Raw genomic sequence first — 16450 nt, 5'->3', positions numbered from 1 at the left:
CGCTGGTGATCGTCTGATCGACGGCGGCGATCTGCCGACGGTACTCACCGAGCGCCTCCGGCGTCACTGTGGCGGCGTCGAGCCGGTGGGTAAGATTCCGAACAGACTTCTCCAGGCCCAGTCCCGGGTTCTGGGTGCTGTTGCCGGCCCGCCGGTTTCGACCATCTGCCACCACTGGTCCAGCTCTGCCAGCATCGCGGGATCGGCGACCGCGATCCCCGGTCGACCGCCTTCGAATCGGTGATGTCAACCTCGACCACACCTGTTGCGCGGGTATGGATCTGGCCGAGTTTATGGTTGGCGAGATTATCCCCGCGGCTCCACCAGTACGACACCATCACAGGCGCCTTGCTCGCCGCGGCCAGCTCCCCCATCACACTTTCCCTCCAACGCGAGGCGAACTCTTCCGGTGCATCCTCACAGCCCGGCGACCGCCCCGGAGTTCGGGTCGGGGCTGCGGATCGGTGATTCAGGCGGTGCGGCGGGAGGTATGGCCGCTGCGCCGCTCAGCGCCGTGAGGACATTCGCGGTGTCCTATCCGGCGTGGCTCCAGGAGAACCTCGCGTCGAGGCGGAGATCGCCCCCTGCAGCGTCATCGTCATCGTCATGCCCGGGATTACCGAGGACACCGGCGGAGCGCTCAGTTCGAGACAGTTACCGCTCCCGGACTGCGTAGGTCAGGTGGCTCACCCGCTGCGTCGGCTCCGCGCGGACCTGCTCCAGAGCCACGCGGCCCGCGTCAACGCCCTCGAACAGGCGGATTCCGGAGCCGAACAGCACGGGTGACAGCGCGATCGAGAACTCATCGACCAGGCCGGCGTTCACGTACTCCAGGATCGTCGCGCCGCCGCCAGCTATGCGGACGTCCCGGTCGCCGGCGGCCTCGCGGGCCTGGTCGAGCGCGGGCTCGATGCCGTCGTTGACGAAGTGGAAGGTGGTCCCGCCCGGGCGCTCCCACGGGTCACGCTTCTCGTGCGTCACGACGAAGACCGATGTGTGGAAGGGCGCCTCGTCCGGCCACGCCTGCTCGCCCGCGTCGAACATGCGCTTGCCCATCACGCTCGCGCCGGTGCGCTCGAACGTCTCCCGCACGATGTCGTTGTCGCGCCCTTCCTCGCCGCCCTCGCCGAGTTTCACGTTCTCCCGGAAGAACCGCTGCGGGAATATCCACTGCTGCAGCTCCATCCACTGCGGCCCCATCAAGTCCCCGAGGAACTCGGGCGCGATGAACCCGTCCAGTGACATCGAGACGCTGAAGAACACCTTACCGGCCATCAGCCCTCCACTCCCTTCCGAACGATCTCGGCGACGTAGGCAGCCAGGTTGCCCAGGGTCTGCTGGCCGCCCTCGATCGCGTGGTACTTTTCGACCGCCTCGTCGCGCAGCCCCTTGGTGGGGAATACCGTGAGCATCTCGATCCGGGTCGCCGCGCCGTCGGGCGCGAAGGTCACGACCGACTCGAAAGCGTTCGGGTCGCCGCGGGACTCACCATGCAGCAACGCGATCCGCTCCGGTGGGGCGATCTCGGTCCACGAGATCCACTCCTTGTAGTCCGTCCCGTCCGGACCGTGCAACACGAAGTCCCACTCCCCGCCGACGCGGAACTCGAACATCCGCGTGGTGGTGGTGAACCCGTCCGGTCCCCACCACCGCGACAGGTGCCGGACTTCGGTGAACGCCTCGAACACCACCTCTCGTGGGGCACTGATGACCCGGGTGATCACGATCTCGCGGTCAGCCGTACCGTCGCCCACGGTTGCTCCTCGTACCGAACGCATCAGGGTTTCCCTTCGTGTGACTTCTCTTGTGCTGCTTGGTCTGGGGTGTGCTGTGCTGCGTTGCTCCGGCGAAGCCGTCGTGCGGTGGTCGCCGACCGGGCCGCCGCACCCCGTCCTGTTGCCGTCATCGGTCACTCCTCCTGCCTTGTCTGTTTGAGGTCCCGCACGTACGCGTCCAGCCGGTCGAACCTCTCGTTCCAGAACTGCTCGAACCCACCGGTCCACTCGTGGACCGGTCGCAGCCCGCGAGCGTCAAGGCCGTACAGGCGCTGCTTACCTGCCTTGCGGTCCCGCACCAACCCGACCTCCCGGAGCACCCGCAGGTGTTTGGACGCCCCCGGCTGGGTCAACCCCAGCTCCTGGGCCAACTCGGTCACCGGCCGCTCACCCGCCCGCAGCAGAGCCAGGATCTCCCGGCGCTGCGGCTCGGCGATCGCGTTGAAGACGTCCGAGGTCGTCGCTGCTCGTGCCATGAAAGCATCATATTCCGATATCGGAATACGTCAAACGGGAGCCTCTAGACGGGACCGGAACTCCTTTTAATGACGAGTGGTGCGCGTGGCGACGAATGCTCTCCGAATTCGCCGCCTACCGCGAAGAGCACGGTGACGCACTCGTTCCGGCGAACTACGTCACCGCCGACGGCGAACAAGTCGGCCAATGGCTCTACCGAGCCGCGAAGAAATGGCGAGCCAACGCCCTACCCGACGACGAGCGTCGTCCACTGGCGCCCTCGGCGTCTCCCCGGCCCGCGCCCCCGGGGACCACGAACATCAGCACAACCTGTCGGATAACCACCACTACCGCCCTGCCCATGGGAGCTCGGACAGCTCTCCGATGGACAGGTGGTGTACGTGCGTGTGGACCGCTGTTTCGGGCCGGAAGATGCAGGGCCGTCAGACCTTTCCGGAGAGAACTCGTCGGCGGCGACGGCTGCCTTGAGCGCCAGATTCACCACAGGTACGTCCTTCGTGTCGAGCGGAGTACGTCCTTTGCCGCCGACACCGTTCCCAACGACTCCTAGGTAGCTAGCTACGCTAGCTATCCGCGCTACCATGCCGTCCGGCCGAAAGGAAGGGTCGAAGAGTCGATCTGCGGTTCAGGCTGTGTTGCGGAAGGTGTGGGCCACTCGCGCACGGCGGGCACGTGCGGTCACCGATGATCCCCCGTCGTCTCGGGGGAGGCCACCGCCTGGGCTTGACCGAGGACGGCAGCGGCGAAGGTGTGCTCACACAGGTCGCACCGCAACGTCCATCCACGCCTGCCTGTGGATCGCACCAATGCGTGAACAGCCATGTCACCCCACGACTTCGACACGGTGCCTCAACACATGGCACCTCGCTCCATCGTGGATCCACACAAGCGCACGCGGAGGCTCGAAACGCGGGCCCGTCGCTCCGGTGTGCATTCGTTCACCGGGCGGGGCTTCGTCGTGCTAGGGCGCCGGTGTCCGCCGCGGCCGGTGCGCAGCGAAGATCGCGACGGTTCCGACGACGGTGATGTCGACGGTTCCGTATGCCGCCGACAGTGCGGTGCGCAGGCCGTCCAGGTCGTCGGCGCTGTTGTCGAATGCTTTGATCGGCCCGTTGTAGAGGGCGTTGAGGGTGCGGCCGACGAGGTTGTGGTCCACTCCGGTCCCGAGGATGGTGGAGCCGAAGAACACACCGTCGTCGGCGACGACCTGGGCGATGTGCCCGAATGCTTTCCCCTTCTGCGCCCACGTTCCGGGGACACAGTGGAAGACGAAGTTCGCTGCCACCGAATCGAATACACCCACACTGCGGTCGATCGGGGCGAGGATGCTTCCGGTGTGCACGCCGGGGGTGATGTTCCGGTCGGCGAGGCGGCTGGTGGTCATCGCCATGGTGTTGGTGTTGAGGTCCATCAGGGTGATCTCGGGCGCCGAGGTCGGGTAGGTGGCCTGGTGGAGGTACCAGCCGGTGCCGGGGCCGATGTCGAGGTGCCGTGCGCCCAGGTGGGTGTTGTAGTGGGTGAGGAGCCGTTCGCGGGGGCAGCGCCAGGCGTAGGTGTTGCTCCACTTCAGGACGAAGGTGTCGTACGCCGCCAGGACGGCCCTGCTGTACTTCTCGGCTCCGTCCTTCTCCGCCTGAGTGACCTCACCAGCTGCCATGTGTGTGTTCCCCCTGTGTCGTTGCTCTGTCGTTGATGTGCGAAGCCGAGCCCCCGCAGGCCGTGGACGATCCTAACGGTCTTGAGAACCTTCCGCCGCGGTGCACCACATTCACACACTGCACTCCACCACCCGACAAGTACACGAATTGCACCGGGATCCACTGGGGAACATGATGTTCCGTCGGCTTGCCACCTATCCAGGGGGTCACCGGGAACGACGGCGATCAGTCGGCGCGGCGGCGGCGCCGTTTGGGGATGTCGGTGCGCGCGCCCTGGCCGGGCCTGTTGTTCGCCCACTCGATGATCTCCGAGCGCTTCCACAGCGGAGTGCGGCCGATCTTCTCCACCGGCGCCGGAGCTTGCCCACGGGTGACGTATCCGCGGAACGTCGAGGCGGACAGCTCGGTGCCGGTTTCCTCCTTGATCAACTCCAGGACCTGATCGGTGGTCAGTCGATGCGGGTTGGCCATCTTCGTTAGAGTCCTTCCAGTTCTTCGCCTTCTCGGTGATGTGGGAAGGCTGCGGTTGCGATCCGCGTCGACAACACTACAGCGATAGCTTGCAAGGTACGAGCCGGATGGTGATGCCCTCCGGAGGATCCCCTACGTGTGGCCACGATGCGCGCAGACTGGCACGCCGGGTCCGTAAATTACGGCCTCCACCTGGGTAGATGACATGTCCCCGACAGCCTGCACGGATACCCGGAGGCGACCTCGCGGGTGCACCGACACGGCACCGGGACACCGTCGCCGCGACGACCAGGTTGCATCGATCTCGCAACCATACGCAGCGACGGCAGCCGGCCGTCGGTGTTCTCGCGCTGGGCCTGTACCCCTCGACGCGACGGGAGGATCACCCCGGCCGGGTCGGTGCCCGCCCACCTGGCACCGCTACCGGTCCGACCGAGGAGTGTGTGGACAGCTCCGAGGTGCCGGGACGCGCAGGAGCCTTTGCTGCAATGGACGGGCCCAAGGCCCTTCCACGAGCACGTCAGAGTTTGCGTGCGGACATCTCCACGCCGGCGGTGCGCAGCCGGTCGACGAGGACGTCGCCGAGGGCGGTGGCCGGGGTGAGGACACCGGCCTCGTCGGGAAGGCGGTCCCGGTCCAAGACGAGGCTCAGTGCGGACTCCCCCAGTAGGACCGCGGTGGCCCGGTACCCGGGATCGCCCTGCGCCGCCACCCGGGACGCATACCGGGCGCCGGTCGTGGTGGTGGTGTAGATGTCCATCGCGAAATAGCCATTGCGCTGCGTCGTGTCGCTGGGGCCCTCGCCGGGTGCGGGGAGGATCCGGTCGAGGACGTACCGAGTGGGCGGAACGCTGAGACCGAGGACGAGCCCGCCGAGGATGGCCGCGACACCGGCAGCGTAGACGCGGGACAGGCGCGAGTCACCGACGCTCATCACCTCCAGGTACTTGAATGTGCGGCCGTACACCCAACCGCGAAGCGCGTTGCTGCGCCGCACCACACGGGTGTTGTAGGAGCCCATGACAAACGGGGCCTTCCACCCGCGTACCTGCGGGTCGATGTCTGCACCGTCGACCACGGCCACGTCGGACTGTCGGCCGAGGTCGGGTTCCTTCGTCCGGTCCGGGCTCAACGAGTACGGGGAGGCCGCGAGCCGACGCAGCGCCCGATCCTTCTTCGACACGTCGATCTGCGTGCGCAGCGTATCAATGGTCCCACCGGAGACGCCGCCACGCAGCGTCGCCACCAATGTGGTGTCGCCGAGATCGCCGGCACCGTCAGCTTGGACTCTCTGGTGCAGCACATGAATACCCAGGTCGGAAGGAATGGAGTCGTAGCCGCAGGAGTGCACGATCTTCACACCGTTGGCCCGGGCCTTGTCGTGGTGGGCGTCGATGCTTGTCCGGACGAACAACACCTCCCCGGTCAGGTCCACATAGTCGGCGCCGGCCGCGACACAGGCTGCGACCAGTTCGGCCCCGTACTTCGCATAGGGCCCCACAGTGGTCGCGACAACCCTTGTGAGGGAGGCGAGTTCGGCGAGCGCGACGGCGTCACTGGATTCGGCGAGGATGATCGGCCAGTCGGCGGCGCGGGCCCCGAGCGCCGCCCGCGTGGCCTCGAGTTTCGTTTGGGACCGTCCGGCGAGGCCGATCCGCACACCGTCCGGGGCGGTGCGGGCGAGGTAGTCGGCGAGCAACCTTCCGACGAACCCGGTGGCTCCGTAGATGACGAGATCGAGTTCGCGTCCGCTGTCAGTCATGCGCGCGAGCCTACAACCGCCGCCGATCACGCAGAAGAGGTAGCTGTAACCCGACGTAACCACATACCAGCGGCGTGGGGTCAACATCCTCGGACCGAAGCGAAGGGGACGTGTCATAACCCCCGGTCAAGACCCGTTTCACGGCCTTTGTCTGCAGATGACAACACGCACTCGATGAGTCGCCCCTTCGGCATGGGTGTGGCCCGGCATCGGGGGGGTGATGCCGGGCCACTGGGGGGTGTTCCGCGAGCAAAATCTGGGGGGATGCTCAACAGAACAACCCCGAGTTTACGGATTGCCACCGACAGACGAGTGCGAGGACGCGACACCCGCTCAGCAGACGGGCTTGCGCACCGGAGCAGGGCGCGATCGCACTGCCAGACCCGAGGCTGGTGGTAGGGCGGCGCCCGGAGTTCTCGGTCGCCGCCGCCTGACACCCGCAGCCCTCCCGCCCCACCAAGCACTGGCCTGGCCCCAACGGGTTGCCGTTGGGGCCAGAGATCGGGCGCCGATTGACGCGTTTCGCACACCTGTTCGAGCGAATGGTAGCCTCGGCACTGCCCCGCTCGGGGGGTTCGGGTGTTCTGCCCAGCAGGTTCCCCGTTCGAACATCGGGGCACAGAGCGTGGTGCGGGTCGGTGGGGCTTTATGCCCGGGAAGCATCGGCCCGCACCTCGTCCGGCCGCTGCGCACCGATCGCGGGTGACCGCCCGGCGAGAAGTGCAGTCAACTCTTCGGCGTAGGAGACCTGTTTCCGCAGTGCGCGGCAGCTATCCCTCGGCGCGGGCATGGCATTCGGACAGAAATGCGTGCTGCCGCCTTGTCCTCGACAGGCTGGTCCGCGGACAACATCTGCAGGGAGTCGAGGAGCTGGCGCATCTCGTCGAGGGCGGACGCCGGTGCTCCGACCCATTTTTTGTCAGAGGGACGACCTACGGTGACGATCACGACGAGCAATCGCCACTCGCCGCCCAGACCGGTGACCCGTTCCCGGTCCTGATCTGCGGGGTTCCGCAGATCGGTGGTGCGGCCTGTTGCGGTGGTGCGGCCTGTTGCTCTGTGCATGAAGCGGCGGTGGGCAGAGGGGCGGAGCTTACAATCGACCCTCTGTCTCCGGCACCGCGGTGCGCGCCCCGAACCTGATCGGTACGACGGGCCTCGGATTCTTCCGGGGCCGCACCGCTACGGGCGGGTTTATCCCAGCCGTTGCTGGTCCCGTTCCCGGATCATCTGGTCGGCCAGCCGGTATATCGCCACCTCGTCGGGGATACCGACCTTGATGGCAGTCTCACGGGCAGCGAGGAACGCCCGGACCTTCTCGTCCCCTGTTGCGCGGTCGCGGTACAGGAATGCCTGGCGTGCGTCGGCGAGATCCTCGAGCACCCACCACTGGAAGCGGTCGAGACCGGCGGCGATCTCGGCGATCCGCGCCCGCTCCGACTGGCGGGTGCGCCGGCGGTCGGCCAGGTTCGAACCGGCGAGTAGGACGCCGAGGACCACGGCGCAGACCGCGGTGATCACTGCGCGCCCCCTCGCCCCGCCGCGGCCTTGGCCTTGGCCTTGGCCTTGGCCTTGGCCGGCTTACGGGTGACCGTGATCAGGGCGCAGGTCGCCGCGATCGCGGCCACGAGGATCAGCACCAACGGCAGCGAGAACTCGGCAGCGGTCACCGCCGCCCCGACGGTCGTGGCTATGAAGGCGAGCACGGCGAGCACCCAGAGGGCGCGGGCCGCCGCGGTGCGATGAGTGAGCTGGGCGGCCGAGCCGCCGACGACCAACAGGGCGCCGATCCAGAGGGTCCAGGTGGTCATGGGTGGTGCGGGGTCCTTCCGGCGTCGCGGGGGTGAAAACTGTTTCGGACAGGGTGTCATGTCACCGGCGGTCGAGCAGTCCGGGCGGTTCCGTGAGTGGGTCGGTGATCGCGCCGCACTCTCGGTGCCGTGAACCGGGAAGGTCGTCGGAGCTGCGTTAATGGGCGCACAATCGGCTCTATGCGGCTGATTGCGCCGATGCTGGCCACACCGGGTGAACCACCGGAGAACACCGGCGACTGGGCGGCGGAAATGAAGTACGACGGCTTCCGCCTACTGGCTGCGGCCGGAGGCGGTGAGCCGCCGGTGTTGTGGACCCGCAACCTCAACATCGTCACCTCCTCATACCCGGAGGTGGCCGCGGCGCTGTCCGAGACGTTCGACCGGGGTGGCCGCATCGTCTTCGACGGCGAGATCGTGGCCCTTACCCAGGGGCGGCCGTCGTTCGCGCGGTTGCAGAAGCGGGCGAACACTCTGCGCCCGACCACGGCCCTGCGCCGGCAGGTGCCGGTCACGTACCTGCCGTTCGACGTTCTCGCTGCCGACGGCGGTGATCTGACGGCGGCCCCGTATCTGGAGCGCCGTGCCGCCCTCACCGACCTCGGCCACGAGTTGCACGGGCCCGGCCTGCCCATCCAGATCCTCCCGCACTGGGAGGGCGTGGACGGCGCGGTCATTCTGGAGGCTGCCCGCGATTCCATGATGGAAGGCGCGATTTTCAAGAAAGTGTCCTCTCCCTATCTGCCCGGTCAGCGCGCACGGTCGTGGCGGAAAGTGTTGTTACGCATCAGGAGTTCGGCCTTGGTGATCGGCTGGATCCCGGGCGGGGGTGCGCAGCGCCACCTGGTCGGCGCTCTCGTTCTCGGCGCCTACGACGAGACGGGTGCCTTGCGCTACGTGGGCCGGGTCGGGACCGGATTTTCTCAGGCCGCGCGCCGCCAGCTGAAGGAGAAGCTGGCCCACCTCGAACGCCGAAGCAGCCCGCTCGCAGCAGAGTCCGAGGCCGCGGCCGCACAGGAGCACGGGATCGTGCGTTGGGTCGAACCTGTGGTCGTGGTGGACGTCGAGTATCGCGAATACCTTCCGGGCGGGCTTCGGCATCCCAGCTTTAAAGGGCAGCGAGGAGATCTCGATCCTGGGTCGATCACCCGGGATTCCTTGTGACAAAGCGTATCCGAGAAATGGGGAAGCCGCTGTCGCCTTCCCCAGTGACAGCGGCTCCTCATCCCCTTCGCCCGGGAACGCTACGCACTGTAGGTCTTACCCGGTCAGGGGGACGGTGACGCCATATCGCCTCTCGGCAAGTGGTCGCTCGCAGCGACTCTTCTGGTGTGGTACCCGGGGTATGAGCGCCACCGTCAACCTCTTCAACAGCGGACGATCTGCTGGTATTCCGAAGGCGGGTGTCCCGGCGAGGGTGGCGATCCTGCACGGGTCACCCGTGGTCAGTGGGCGTCGTGGAAGGCCTGCTCGATCTCTGCGGGGATGCGGCCGCGGGAGGAGAGCTGGTGGCCCTGCTCGATCGCCCAGGCGCGGATCTTCTTCGTTTCACCCGATGCCCGCTTCGGCGCGATGGGATTGACCTGCCGGTCCGTCCGGTGTTTGCGGCCGCCGACCCGGGTGGAGTGGGCGATGTAGTACTCGAAGGTCTCCCGGAGTTCCTTCGCGTGCTCGTCCTTCAGGTCGATCACGTACTCGACGCCGTCGACGGCATAGTGGATGCTCTCACCGTCGTCGCCGAAGGCGGTGCCGTCGATGTCGTCGGCCAGCTCTACTACGACCTTGCGTGCCACAGATCCACTCCTCGAGTTTTCGGTACGGACGAGACGACACTACTGGCAGTACCGGAGGAAAAGAGTGTTCTGCGCCGGTGGGCTATCGGGACCTACCGTGAAGTGGCACGGGGTCCGCGACACTCGTGGACTCACCGGAGGAGGAGCGATGACTGCGAAGTTCGAGCTGTTCAAGGACACCGCCGGCCAGTTTCGGTTTCACCTGAAGGCTGCGAACGGCGAAATCATCGCGGCCAGTCAGGGTTACACATCGAAGGCGGCGGCCCAGAACGGGATTGAGTCGATCAAATCCAATGCGGCAACCGCCCCGACCGACGACCTGACCTGACACCCGCTCCATGGCGGGGCGATACGTCGCGAGAACGAAGACGCGGCAGGAGTGTCAGTCGGCCGGAGCACCGGCGGGGAGCTGGCTCGCCGCGGCCTTGATTTCCTCGGCGTAGCGGGGCTCGAAGGTGGGTGTCAGGCCCGCTCCGGCCCAGTAATCCGTTTCGGGGTGGGCGGAGCCGATGATGCCGCCGGCGATGCAGGCGATGGAGTCCGAGTCGCCGTTGCTCGTCGAGGCCCAGGCGAGCGCCTCCGGCCCGGTCAGGGCGGCCGGGGCGTCATTGTCGGAGGTGGTGGCAAGATCGGCGACCAGCAAGGCCAGGGCGACCGCGCTGGCCGACTCCCAACCCTCACCGATCCCGGAACAGGGGTCCCCGAATTCGGCCGGCGGCAGAGGGCGCAGCTGTTCGAGGCGGCCCGCGGCGGCGGTGAGGATGTCCGCGGTCCCGTCGTCCAGCCCTTCTACCAGGTACGACGACACGTCCCCGGTGATCGGGGCGAGGACCTCCCGCAGGTACGGATCCGTGGACCAGCCACTGGTGCCGTTGTAGATCTGCGCGGTAGTCGAGAGGGCGTGCGCGAGGAACCGGCCGCGGTACTCGGGGGCGGCGTGGCGGGTGGCGTCGGCGAGCAACAACGCGGGCACCACGGCCCGCGGGTGTTTGTGGGTGATCACGGCCTGAAGGGCGGTCAGGCCCAACCAATACGGATCGGGGGCGAAGGCGGTGGGGACCAGGCGCATCACGGCCCCGCAGCCGGCGGATTCAACGGCGCCGTCGGTGTCGTACCAGCGGGCACCGGCACGGAGGTTGCGCAGCGACGTCATGCAGGTGCGGCCCGGCGCCCGGGTGTTGTCGGGGTCGACCTGCCACAGCAGAAACTGACGGGTGATCGCGTCGGTGACGGCTTCGATGTCGTCGAGGTCGGGAACCTCGGCCAGAGCCCGATGCACGGCCAGGGTCATCTGGGTGTCATCGGAGACCGTCCAGGTCCCGGCCGGTGGGGCGACCGGGTACGCCGGCATCTGTGCGTAGCTGATGAATTCGACCTGGTAGCCCCAGGCGTCACCGGCGGCCAGTCCGGTCAACGCGTTGGCGTACCGGATCTGAGTGTCGGCCGGGGCGGTGGGGTGGCTCATCGACGGCGTCATGGTCATGGGGTCTCTCCTCGCGAGATGGCGTAGGCGGCGGTGCGGACGGTCTCGATGTCCATGAGGTCCAGGTCGGCGACTCGTCCGAGGTAGTCGGCGATCGCGTCGGGGGTCATCCCCTGATCGAGCTGCCGGCGGATCTCGTCGAGCTGCTCGTCGCTGAGTGCGGCCATCGCCGTAATCCTTCCGTCTCGCCCCTCTGAAGGAGGGGACGTGTCATTTTAGCTGGTAGAGAATGGGTTACGCGGCCTTGGTTGCGCCGCCGCCGGTACCGCTGTCGGCTTCGGCGACGAGGTCTTCGGCGACCATGTACACCGTCGGCCGGCCGCCGATGCCCTTGTGGTCGACCTTCACGCACCGCAGGTTGGTGCCCATCGGGAGCACGACTTCGTCTTCGGAGGAGAACTTCGAGATGGACTTGAGCGGAAGTCCGTCTCGTGTGCGGACGACCATCATGTACGGCGGGTGGCCGGCGAATGCGTTCGCGGTGCCGTGATTGGTGGAAAAGCTGGTCACCTTGCCGATCTGCATGCGGGAACCGACCGTGAAGGCGGCGTCGATGTACTCCTCGGTGCTGCCCGTCCATCCGCTCGGCACTCGGGTACCGCGCACGAGTGTCATCGGCGTCGTGTTCGGGTTGTGTTCACGGAACTTTCCGAACGCCGAGTCCAGTTGCGACACCACGGTCTTGACGTGCCCGGACGGACTGGGGTCGCGGCCGGTGATCGCGGCGTTGATCGCGTGGTAGCTGCCGCCGGTGTAGGTGGTCAATGCGCTGCGCTCCTGGTAGCTGAGCATTTTCTGCACGAACTGCGCGTTCGAGGTGGTCAGCGACCCGATGCTCGAGGTCTGCACCTGCCCGCCTGGGCCCACCTGGAACCCCCATGCCTTCAGGTCCCCCGCCTTCTGCGCGATCACGCTGTAGTCACCGGCGGTTTCCTTGCCGTAGGCGCGTATTCCGCTGCGCCAGAGGCTGGCGTGCTTGTCGGCGCCGAGGCTGTGCGGCGGAATGTCGTGGTCGAAGTGCGGGATCACCCCGCCACCGACCGTGGGCGTCCCCAGGGCGCGTCGGTGTGCCTTGCTGTACGCGGCGTCGGCCTCGGCCTTGCTCGCACCGCCGGTGAGGGCTTTTTCCCGCGCCTGCTGACCGGCCGCGTCCGCCGCTTGCTCGCGCAGCGCGATCTTGTGCCGTTTGATGCCGTCGTGGATGTCGGCGCGGGCCGGTCCGCCGCCGAGCGCGTGGGTCAGTGTGTCCCGGGCCTCGGCCATCTCTTCGTCGATCACCGCCTGTTGCGCGGCCGGCGTGGACGCGGCGCCGGAGACCGCCTTACGGGCCACGTGCAGTCCGACCTCGCCCTTCATCGCGTGGGCTTGTTTCTGCAGGTCGGTGGCGTCCGTCGGCAGCGGATCAGGCGCGGACAGGACCGGGATTCGGTTTGCCTTGGCCAGAGCATCGTTCTTGCTGCTGGCCTGCCCCACCGGGTGGTAGGCGTCGCCGCTGCGCTGCAGGATGATGAAGTCCGAGTAGCCGCGCCGGTAGATGGCGGTGCCGCCGTCGAGGATGCGTCCCTCGACCTCGGTGACACCGGATCCGGTTTCCATCGCGATGGTGCCGGCGGTGTAGACGGTGGTGTCGCGGGGAGTCGACGCCAGGGCGGGCTGGCCGCCCTCGGTGAGCGCATGCTCCGCGGCAGGGGCGGCGCAGCGGTTCAGCGCTCGGGTGATCGTGTCGACCTCGTCATCGGACAGGGATGCGTAGTAGGCGTCGCGTTCGGTGTCGGTGGTCATGTCGTCGCGCATCCCGAACTTCGCCGCTGCCAGATCTTCCCTGGCGTCGACCTGCCGGCGCTTGGCGTCGAGATGCGCCTGCTTGGCGTCGTCGAGGTCCTTCTGCTTCGCTGCGACGTCGGACGGTGAACCGGTGCAGTCCTCGACAGCCTTCTTGGCCTTCCTCAGTCGGGCCCGAAGCCGGTTGACCGCCTTGCGGGCGTCCTCTGCCTCCGCATCGGCGTCGACGACGCGTTGCTCTGCTTCATCGAGAGTGGCCCGCGCCGAAGTAATCTGCGAGCTGGCCAACTTCGCGCGCTCGGCCTCAGCATGGGCGATCAGCAGTTTCGCCGACGGCGGGTTGGCGTGGGTACTCGGCATCGGGGTCTTCCCCAGCACCGAGGGGTCGATTCCCAACGCGGCCATCAGCTCCGGCAGGACACTCGGGGGTGCTGCCTGCACCGCGGCCGCTGTCTCGACCATCCCTTGCTCCTTCAGGTGGTCGACCACCTTTTTCCGAGCTTCACGGCCCAATCGCCTGTTCGCGTTGGCTTTCGCAGCGGCCTTGTAGCTTCCGCAACCGGGACAGCGGCGACCACTTCCGTGGGCTTTCGAGCGGCACATCGGGGCATCTTTCTGGGCAGACGGCACGTCCCCACACACGGGTCGACCGCCGATCACATGGCGGGCGAGGCGGTTACATCGCCGCCCAGCCGGGTGCACGGGCGCAATGAGTACGTTGCCGTGGGGCATGTCGTGCACACCCCCATCCCGGTCCGTTGCGCGCCAGCCTGCCTCGGACAGCAGATGTCCGAGAATCACCTCGCCGCCGCCCAGACCCAGACTTTACAATGCCACAAGTGTATGTTGCAAGCGGGATAGGCTCGCGGGGAGTGCCGTTCGTCCAGGTTTCAGCCTCGAATGGCCGGTTAACATTCAGGTCATCTGCGGCTCGCCGTGGGGCGCGGTGGGAGGCGATGCCAGTGTGGTGGCCGGTGACCCCGAAACAGCCGAGGGCACTGAGCCGCAGGGCGATCGGGGGTCGGATCGTGGTGCTGTGGCAGCTCATTCTCGTCGGTCGCCTGCTGTTCGGGCTGCTTGGTTGCGCAGTCGTTGCCGGTCGATCTGACCGTTACTCAGCGCGTCGGGGCGGTGACCGAGGTGGAACAGTCCGGTGGTGTGCGGGCAGACGAACACGGCGAGCCCCTTCTCGCCGGGGTGCCTTCTGCGGACCGCTTTGGCGTCGGCGCGGCTGTGATAGCCGCGGTGATGACACAGGTGGCAGAAGGTCCAGCGGGCGGCGGGGTTGTGGGCGCGGGAGGTCATACGGCACGTTCGATCTGCAGATTGAGCCAGTCGGACAGCCAGGTGATTGCGTTGCGGCCGGCGTTGTCGACGACAAGAGTGTTGTAGTTGGTGTGGGCGCCGGAGGTGAAGAAACTCGCGGCCTTGAGGCCTTCGCCGAGCAGGGCGGTCAGGTCCTCAGCCCCCTGGGACTGGGCCATGGTCGTCAGTGAGCCGGTCAGCGCCGGCAGATCAACGTTCTCCGTGTGGGTACTGATGCTGGTGGCCGCGTTCGTGGTTTTGCCGAGTAGTTCCGGTGGGGTCTTGGATGCTTTGCCGGAGAGCATGTTCACCGCCACCGAGGCCAGGTCGAGGCCGACGGGCAGCAGGCCGGCCATCGCGGCCCCGGCTCCGAGGGGGTCGGGTGCCTGCCCGGGGGGTGGCAGGAGTTTCTCGACCGCGGTCCAGGCGATTTCCTGGATCTGGCCGATGAGGGTGGCCAGCCGGATGACGTCGACGCCTCCCAGGATGGAGGCGACGAGTGCGGCGATCTGGGTGTACCCGGTGGGGTCCGGGATGACCGACAGGATCTGTGACACCCAGCGCAGATCCACGGCCGCGGCCATCTTCACCAGCGGCGCGAACTGGTTGTTCAGCTCCCCGGCCACCTGGTGCGCGCCGTGGGCGTCGAGGGCGGCGACCTTCTGCGGCAGCGCCGTGAGGTTGTTCAGGATGCCGGGGACGTCGAGCGCGGTCACCCCGGTGGCGACGTTGAGGACCTGGTTGACGACCGTGGCCGGTTTGAGTACTGACAGCACAGTCGAGGCCGTCGACAGTGCATCGGCTGGAACCGAGGTCAGCGGGGCGACCTGGCCGCCGAGGGTGGTGGCCGCGGCCGACAGCTGCGGTAAGTCTTCCGATGTCCCGGCCACGGTCGAAGTCCCCGACTCTGCCAGTTTCCCCGCGGTGTCGGCGATCGTCGACACGGTGGTCAGTGCAGCGGACAGATCGGATGACCCGGCGTTCGACAATACCTGGGAGGCAATGTGTTCGGGACTGCCCACCGGGGCGGCGGACAGCTGCCCGGTGGCGGCGTGTGCGGTCCCGGAGTCGATCAAATCCACGATCGGGGCGAGCGTGCCGGCGATGGACGATGCCGTCGCTGCAACGCCGCCGACATCGACATTCGGCTGCGAGAGCTGCTGTCCGAGGGCGGCGACACCCCGGCCGAGTGCGGGCAGGTCGGCGCCGGAGAAGTCCGAGGTCAACGCGGTGGCCAACTGGGAGTTGCCGGTGCCGCCGGTGTTGCTGGTGTCACCGTTCGTGCTGGGGGTCTTGCTCAGAATCGACCCGAGCGAGCCGAGGATGGGGTTGTCGCCCTTGCGGATCGAGCAGTACAGGTCCCCGGGATCGCAGATCGAGGCAACCCGGCCGGAGAGCGTGCCCATTCCCTGCGGGCGGGGGTCGGCGATGCCGTGACCGGAGGTGCGCGGGCCCACAACGGCGGAGCCCTGGGTGCCGGCGCCGGGGTCGGCGAGCAGGCCCACGGCCAGGACACGATCAGCGGGCACCGGCCCGTGGTCGTTGCCGATCCCAGAGGCAAGGTCGCCGGCGGCGTCGGCGCCCTGGGAGTAGCCGGTGATCGTGAACTTCGTGTTCTTGCACCTGCTCGCGACGTCGGTGAGTACCGCCTCGGCGTTGGTGAGGGCGTCGATTTTGCTGTCGGCGTAGGTGTGGCCGTTGTCGAACGCGCGGGCCATGTACGGGAGGGTGTAGACCTCTGCCCGGTCACCGTGGGCAGTGGTGATGGCGTCGGCGACCGGTTTGAGGATCCCCACAGGTTGGTGGGGGTCGGCGTTCCCGGATGTCTCCCAGGTGCCGGGGATGAGCAGGTTGAACGTCGCCGCACAGCCGGTGGGGTCGGCGTGTGCGATCGCGGGGGCTGTCAGCGCAACGCAACTGCCGGCGACGGTCGCGCACGCAACGAGAGCCACCAGGTTGTGGGCTCTCGAACGTCTTGCGGGCATTGGCACCTCATCTGTAGCGGCGAGCTATGAAGCTCACCCCTCGATGCGGCTCCGGGATGCCACACGCAGCCTCCGAAGAACACACACCGATGAGGTGAGGTGCATACGGTGACCGAATTCGGCAGCCAGATTCAACGGGGTATGTGGA

Annotated in this window: 16 protein-coding genes and 1 pseudogene; 3 read left to right on the top strand and 14 right to left on the bottom strand. The window is 67.3% G+C overall.

What is annotated here, in order from left to right:
• Positions 1–654 precede the first annotated feature (654 nt).
• The 3 genes from ACLIVD_RS39475 to ACLIVD_RS39465 all read right to left on the bottom strand — a co-directional run bounded on the left by ACLIVD_RS39475 (position 655) and on the right by ACLIVD_RS39465 (position 2251).
• On the bottom strand, positions 655–1275 hold the full coding sequence (locus ACLIVD_RS39475) for a dihydrofolate reductase family protein (RefSeq protein ID WP_491933354.1): 621 nt from the start codon (positions 1273–1275) through the stop codon (positions 655–657).
• Complete coding sequence (locus tag ACLIVD_RS39470; RefSeq protein WP_491933353.1) at positions 1275–1778, bottom strand: SRPBCC family protein; 504 nt, start codon at positions 1776–1778, stop codon at positions 1275–1277. Before ACLIVD_RS39470 ends, ACLIVD_RS39475 begins: the two co-directional genes overlap by 1 nt.
• Positions 1779–1909: 131 nt before the next feature.
• The gene (locus ACLIVD_RS39465; RefSeq protein ID WP_491933352.1) at positions 1910–2251 is read right to left on the bottom strand and encodes an ArsR/SmtB family transcription factor; all 342 of its coding nucleotides are present in this window, start codon (positions 2249–2251) and stop codon (positions 1910–1912) included.
• A gap of 89 nt (positions 2252–2340) precedes the next feature.
• Here ACLIVD_RS39465 and ACLIVD_RS39460 point away from each other — a divergent pair.
• A pseudogene (locus ACLIVD_RS39460) lies at positions 2341–2572 on the top strand (helicase associated domain-containing protein); the annotation flags it as partial.
• A 641-nt stretch (positions 2573–3213) separates the two neighbouring features.
• Here ACLIVD_RS39460 and ACLIVD_RS39455 read toward each other — a convergent pair.
• The 5 genes from ACLIVD_RS39455 to ACLIVD_RS39435 form a co-directional block, all read right to left on the bottom strand.
• Entirely contained in the window at positions 3214–3909 is a 696-nt protein-coding gene (locus tag ACLIVD_RS39455) for a class I SAM-dependent methyltransferase (RefSeq protein WP_491933351.1), read from the bottom strand.
• Between the two features lie 226 nt (positions 3910–4135).
• A complete protein-coding gene (locus tag ACLIVD_RS39450; protein ID WP_206016654.1) occupies positions 4136–4381 on the bottom strand; it encodes a helix-turn-helix transcriptional regulator in 246 nt (81 codons plus the stop codon).
• Between the two features lie 520 nt (positions 4382–4901).
• Entirely contained in the window at positions 4902–6143 is a 1242-nt protein-coding gene (locus ACLIVD_RS39445; RefSeq protein ID WP_491933348.1) for a saccharopine dehydrogenase family protein, read from the bottom strand.
• A gap of 1194 nt (positions 6144–7337) precedes the next feature.
• On the bottom strand, positions 7338–7664 hold the full coding sequence (locus tag ACLIVD_RS39440) for a hypothetical protein (protein WP_491933347.1): 327 nt from the start codon (positions 7662–7664) through the stop codon (positions 7338–7340).
• Positions 7661–7954, bottom strand: a complete 294-nt coding sequence (locus ACLIVD_RS39435) for a hypothetical protein (RefSeq protein ID WP_491933346.1) — start codon at positions 7952–7954, stop codon at positions 7661–7663. Before ACLIVD_RS39435 ends, ACLIVD_RS39440 begins: the two co-directional genes overlap by 4 nt.
• A 180-nt stretch (positions 7955–8134) precedes the next feature.
• On the opposite strand from ACLIVD_RS39435, the gene ACLIVD_RS39430 reads away from it, so the two are divergent.
• Complete coding sequence (locus tag ACLIVD_RS39430) at positions 8135–9118, top strand: ATP-dependent DNA ligase (RefSeq protein WP_491933345.1); 984 nt, start codon at positions 8135–8137, stop codon at positions 9116–9118.
• Between the two features lie 281 nt (positions 9119–9399).
• Here ACLIVD_RS39430 and ACLIVD_RS39425 read toward each other — a convergent pair whose 3' ends face one another.
• Complete coding sequence (locus ACLIVD_RS39425) at positions 9400–9747, bottom strand: histone-like nucleoid-structuring protein Lsr2 (RefSeq protein ID WP_491933344.1); 348 nt, start codon at positions 9745–9747, stop codon at positions 9400–9402.
• 148 nt (positions 9748–9895) lie between these two features.
• Between ACLIVD_RS39425 and ACLIVD_RS39420 the strand changes: the two genes are divergently transcribed.
• Positions 9896–10075 carry a YegP family protein gene (locus tag ACLIVD_RS39420; protein ID WP_005256424.1) on the top strand — a complete coding sequence of 60 codons (180 nt, stop codon included), beginning with the start codon at positions 9896–9898 and terminating at the stop codon, positions 10073–10075.
• A 54-nt stretch (positions 10076–10129) separates the two neighbouring features.
• On the opposite strand, the gene ACLIVD_RS39415 is transcribed toward ACLIVD_RS39420, so the two are convergent.
• From ACLIVD_RS39415 to ACLIVD_RS39395, 5 genes are all read right to left on the bottom strand, one after another.
• Entirely contained in the window at positions 10130–11212 is a 1083-nt protein-coding gene (locus ACLIVD_RS39415) for an ADP-ribosylglycohydrolase family protein (RefSeq protein WP_491933522.1), read from the bottom strand.
• Between the two features lie 14 nt (positions 11213–11226).
• Entirely contained in the window at positions 11227–11397 is a 171-nt protein-coding gene (locus ACLIVD_RS39410) for a helix-turn-helix domain-containing protein (protein WP_491933343.1), read from the bottom strand.
• 67 nt (positions 11398–11464) lie between these two features.
• A complete protein-coding gene (locus ACLIVD_RS39405) occupies positions 11465–13474 on the bottom strand; it encodes an ADP-ribosyltransferase (protein ID WP_491933341.1) in 2010 nt (669 codons plus the stop codon).
• A 582-nt stretch (positions 13475–14056) separates the two neighbouring features.
• Positions 14057–14317 (bottom strand): hypothetical protein, encoded by a 261-nt coding sequence (locus tag ACLIVD_RS39400; RefSeq protein ID WP_491933340.1) that lies wholly within the window; start codon positions 14315–14317, stop codon positions 14057–14059.
• Positions 14314–16302, bottom strand: a complete 1989-nt coding sequence (locus ACLIVD_RS39395; protein ID WP_491933338.1) for a cutinase family protein — start codon at positions 16300–16302, stop codon at positions 14314–14316. Before ACLIVD_RS39395 ends, ACLIVD_RS39400 begins: the two co-directional genes overlap by 4 nt.
• Positions 16303–16450: the final 148 nt, after the last annotated feature.

The sequence above is a fragment of the Rhodococcus sp. G6(2025) genome (assembly GCF_058628105.1).
This window is presented reverse-complemented; position numbering and strand designations above follow the sequence as displayed.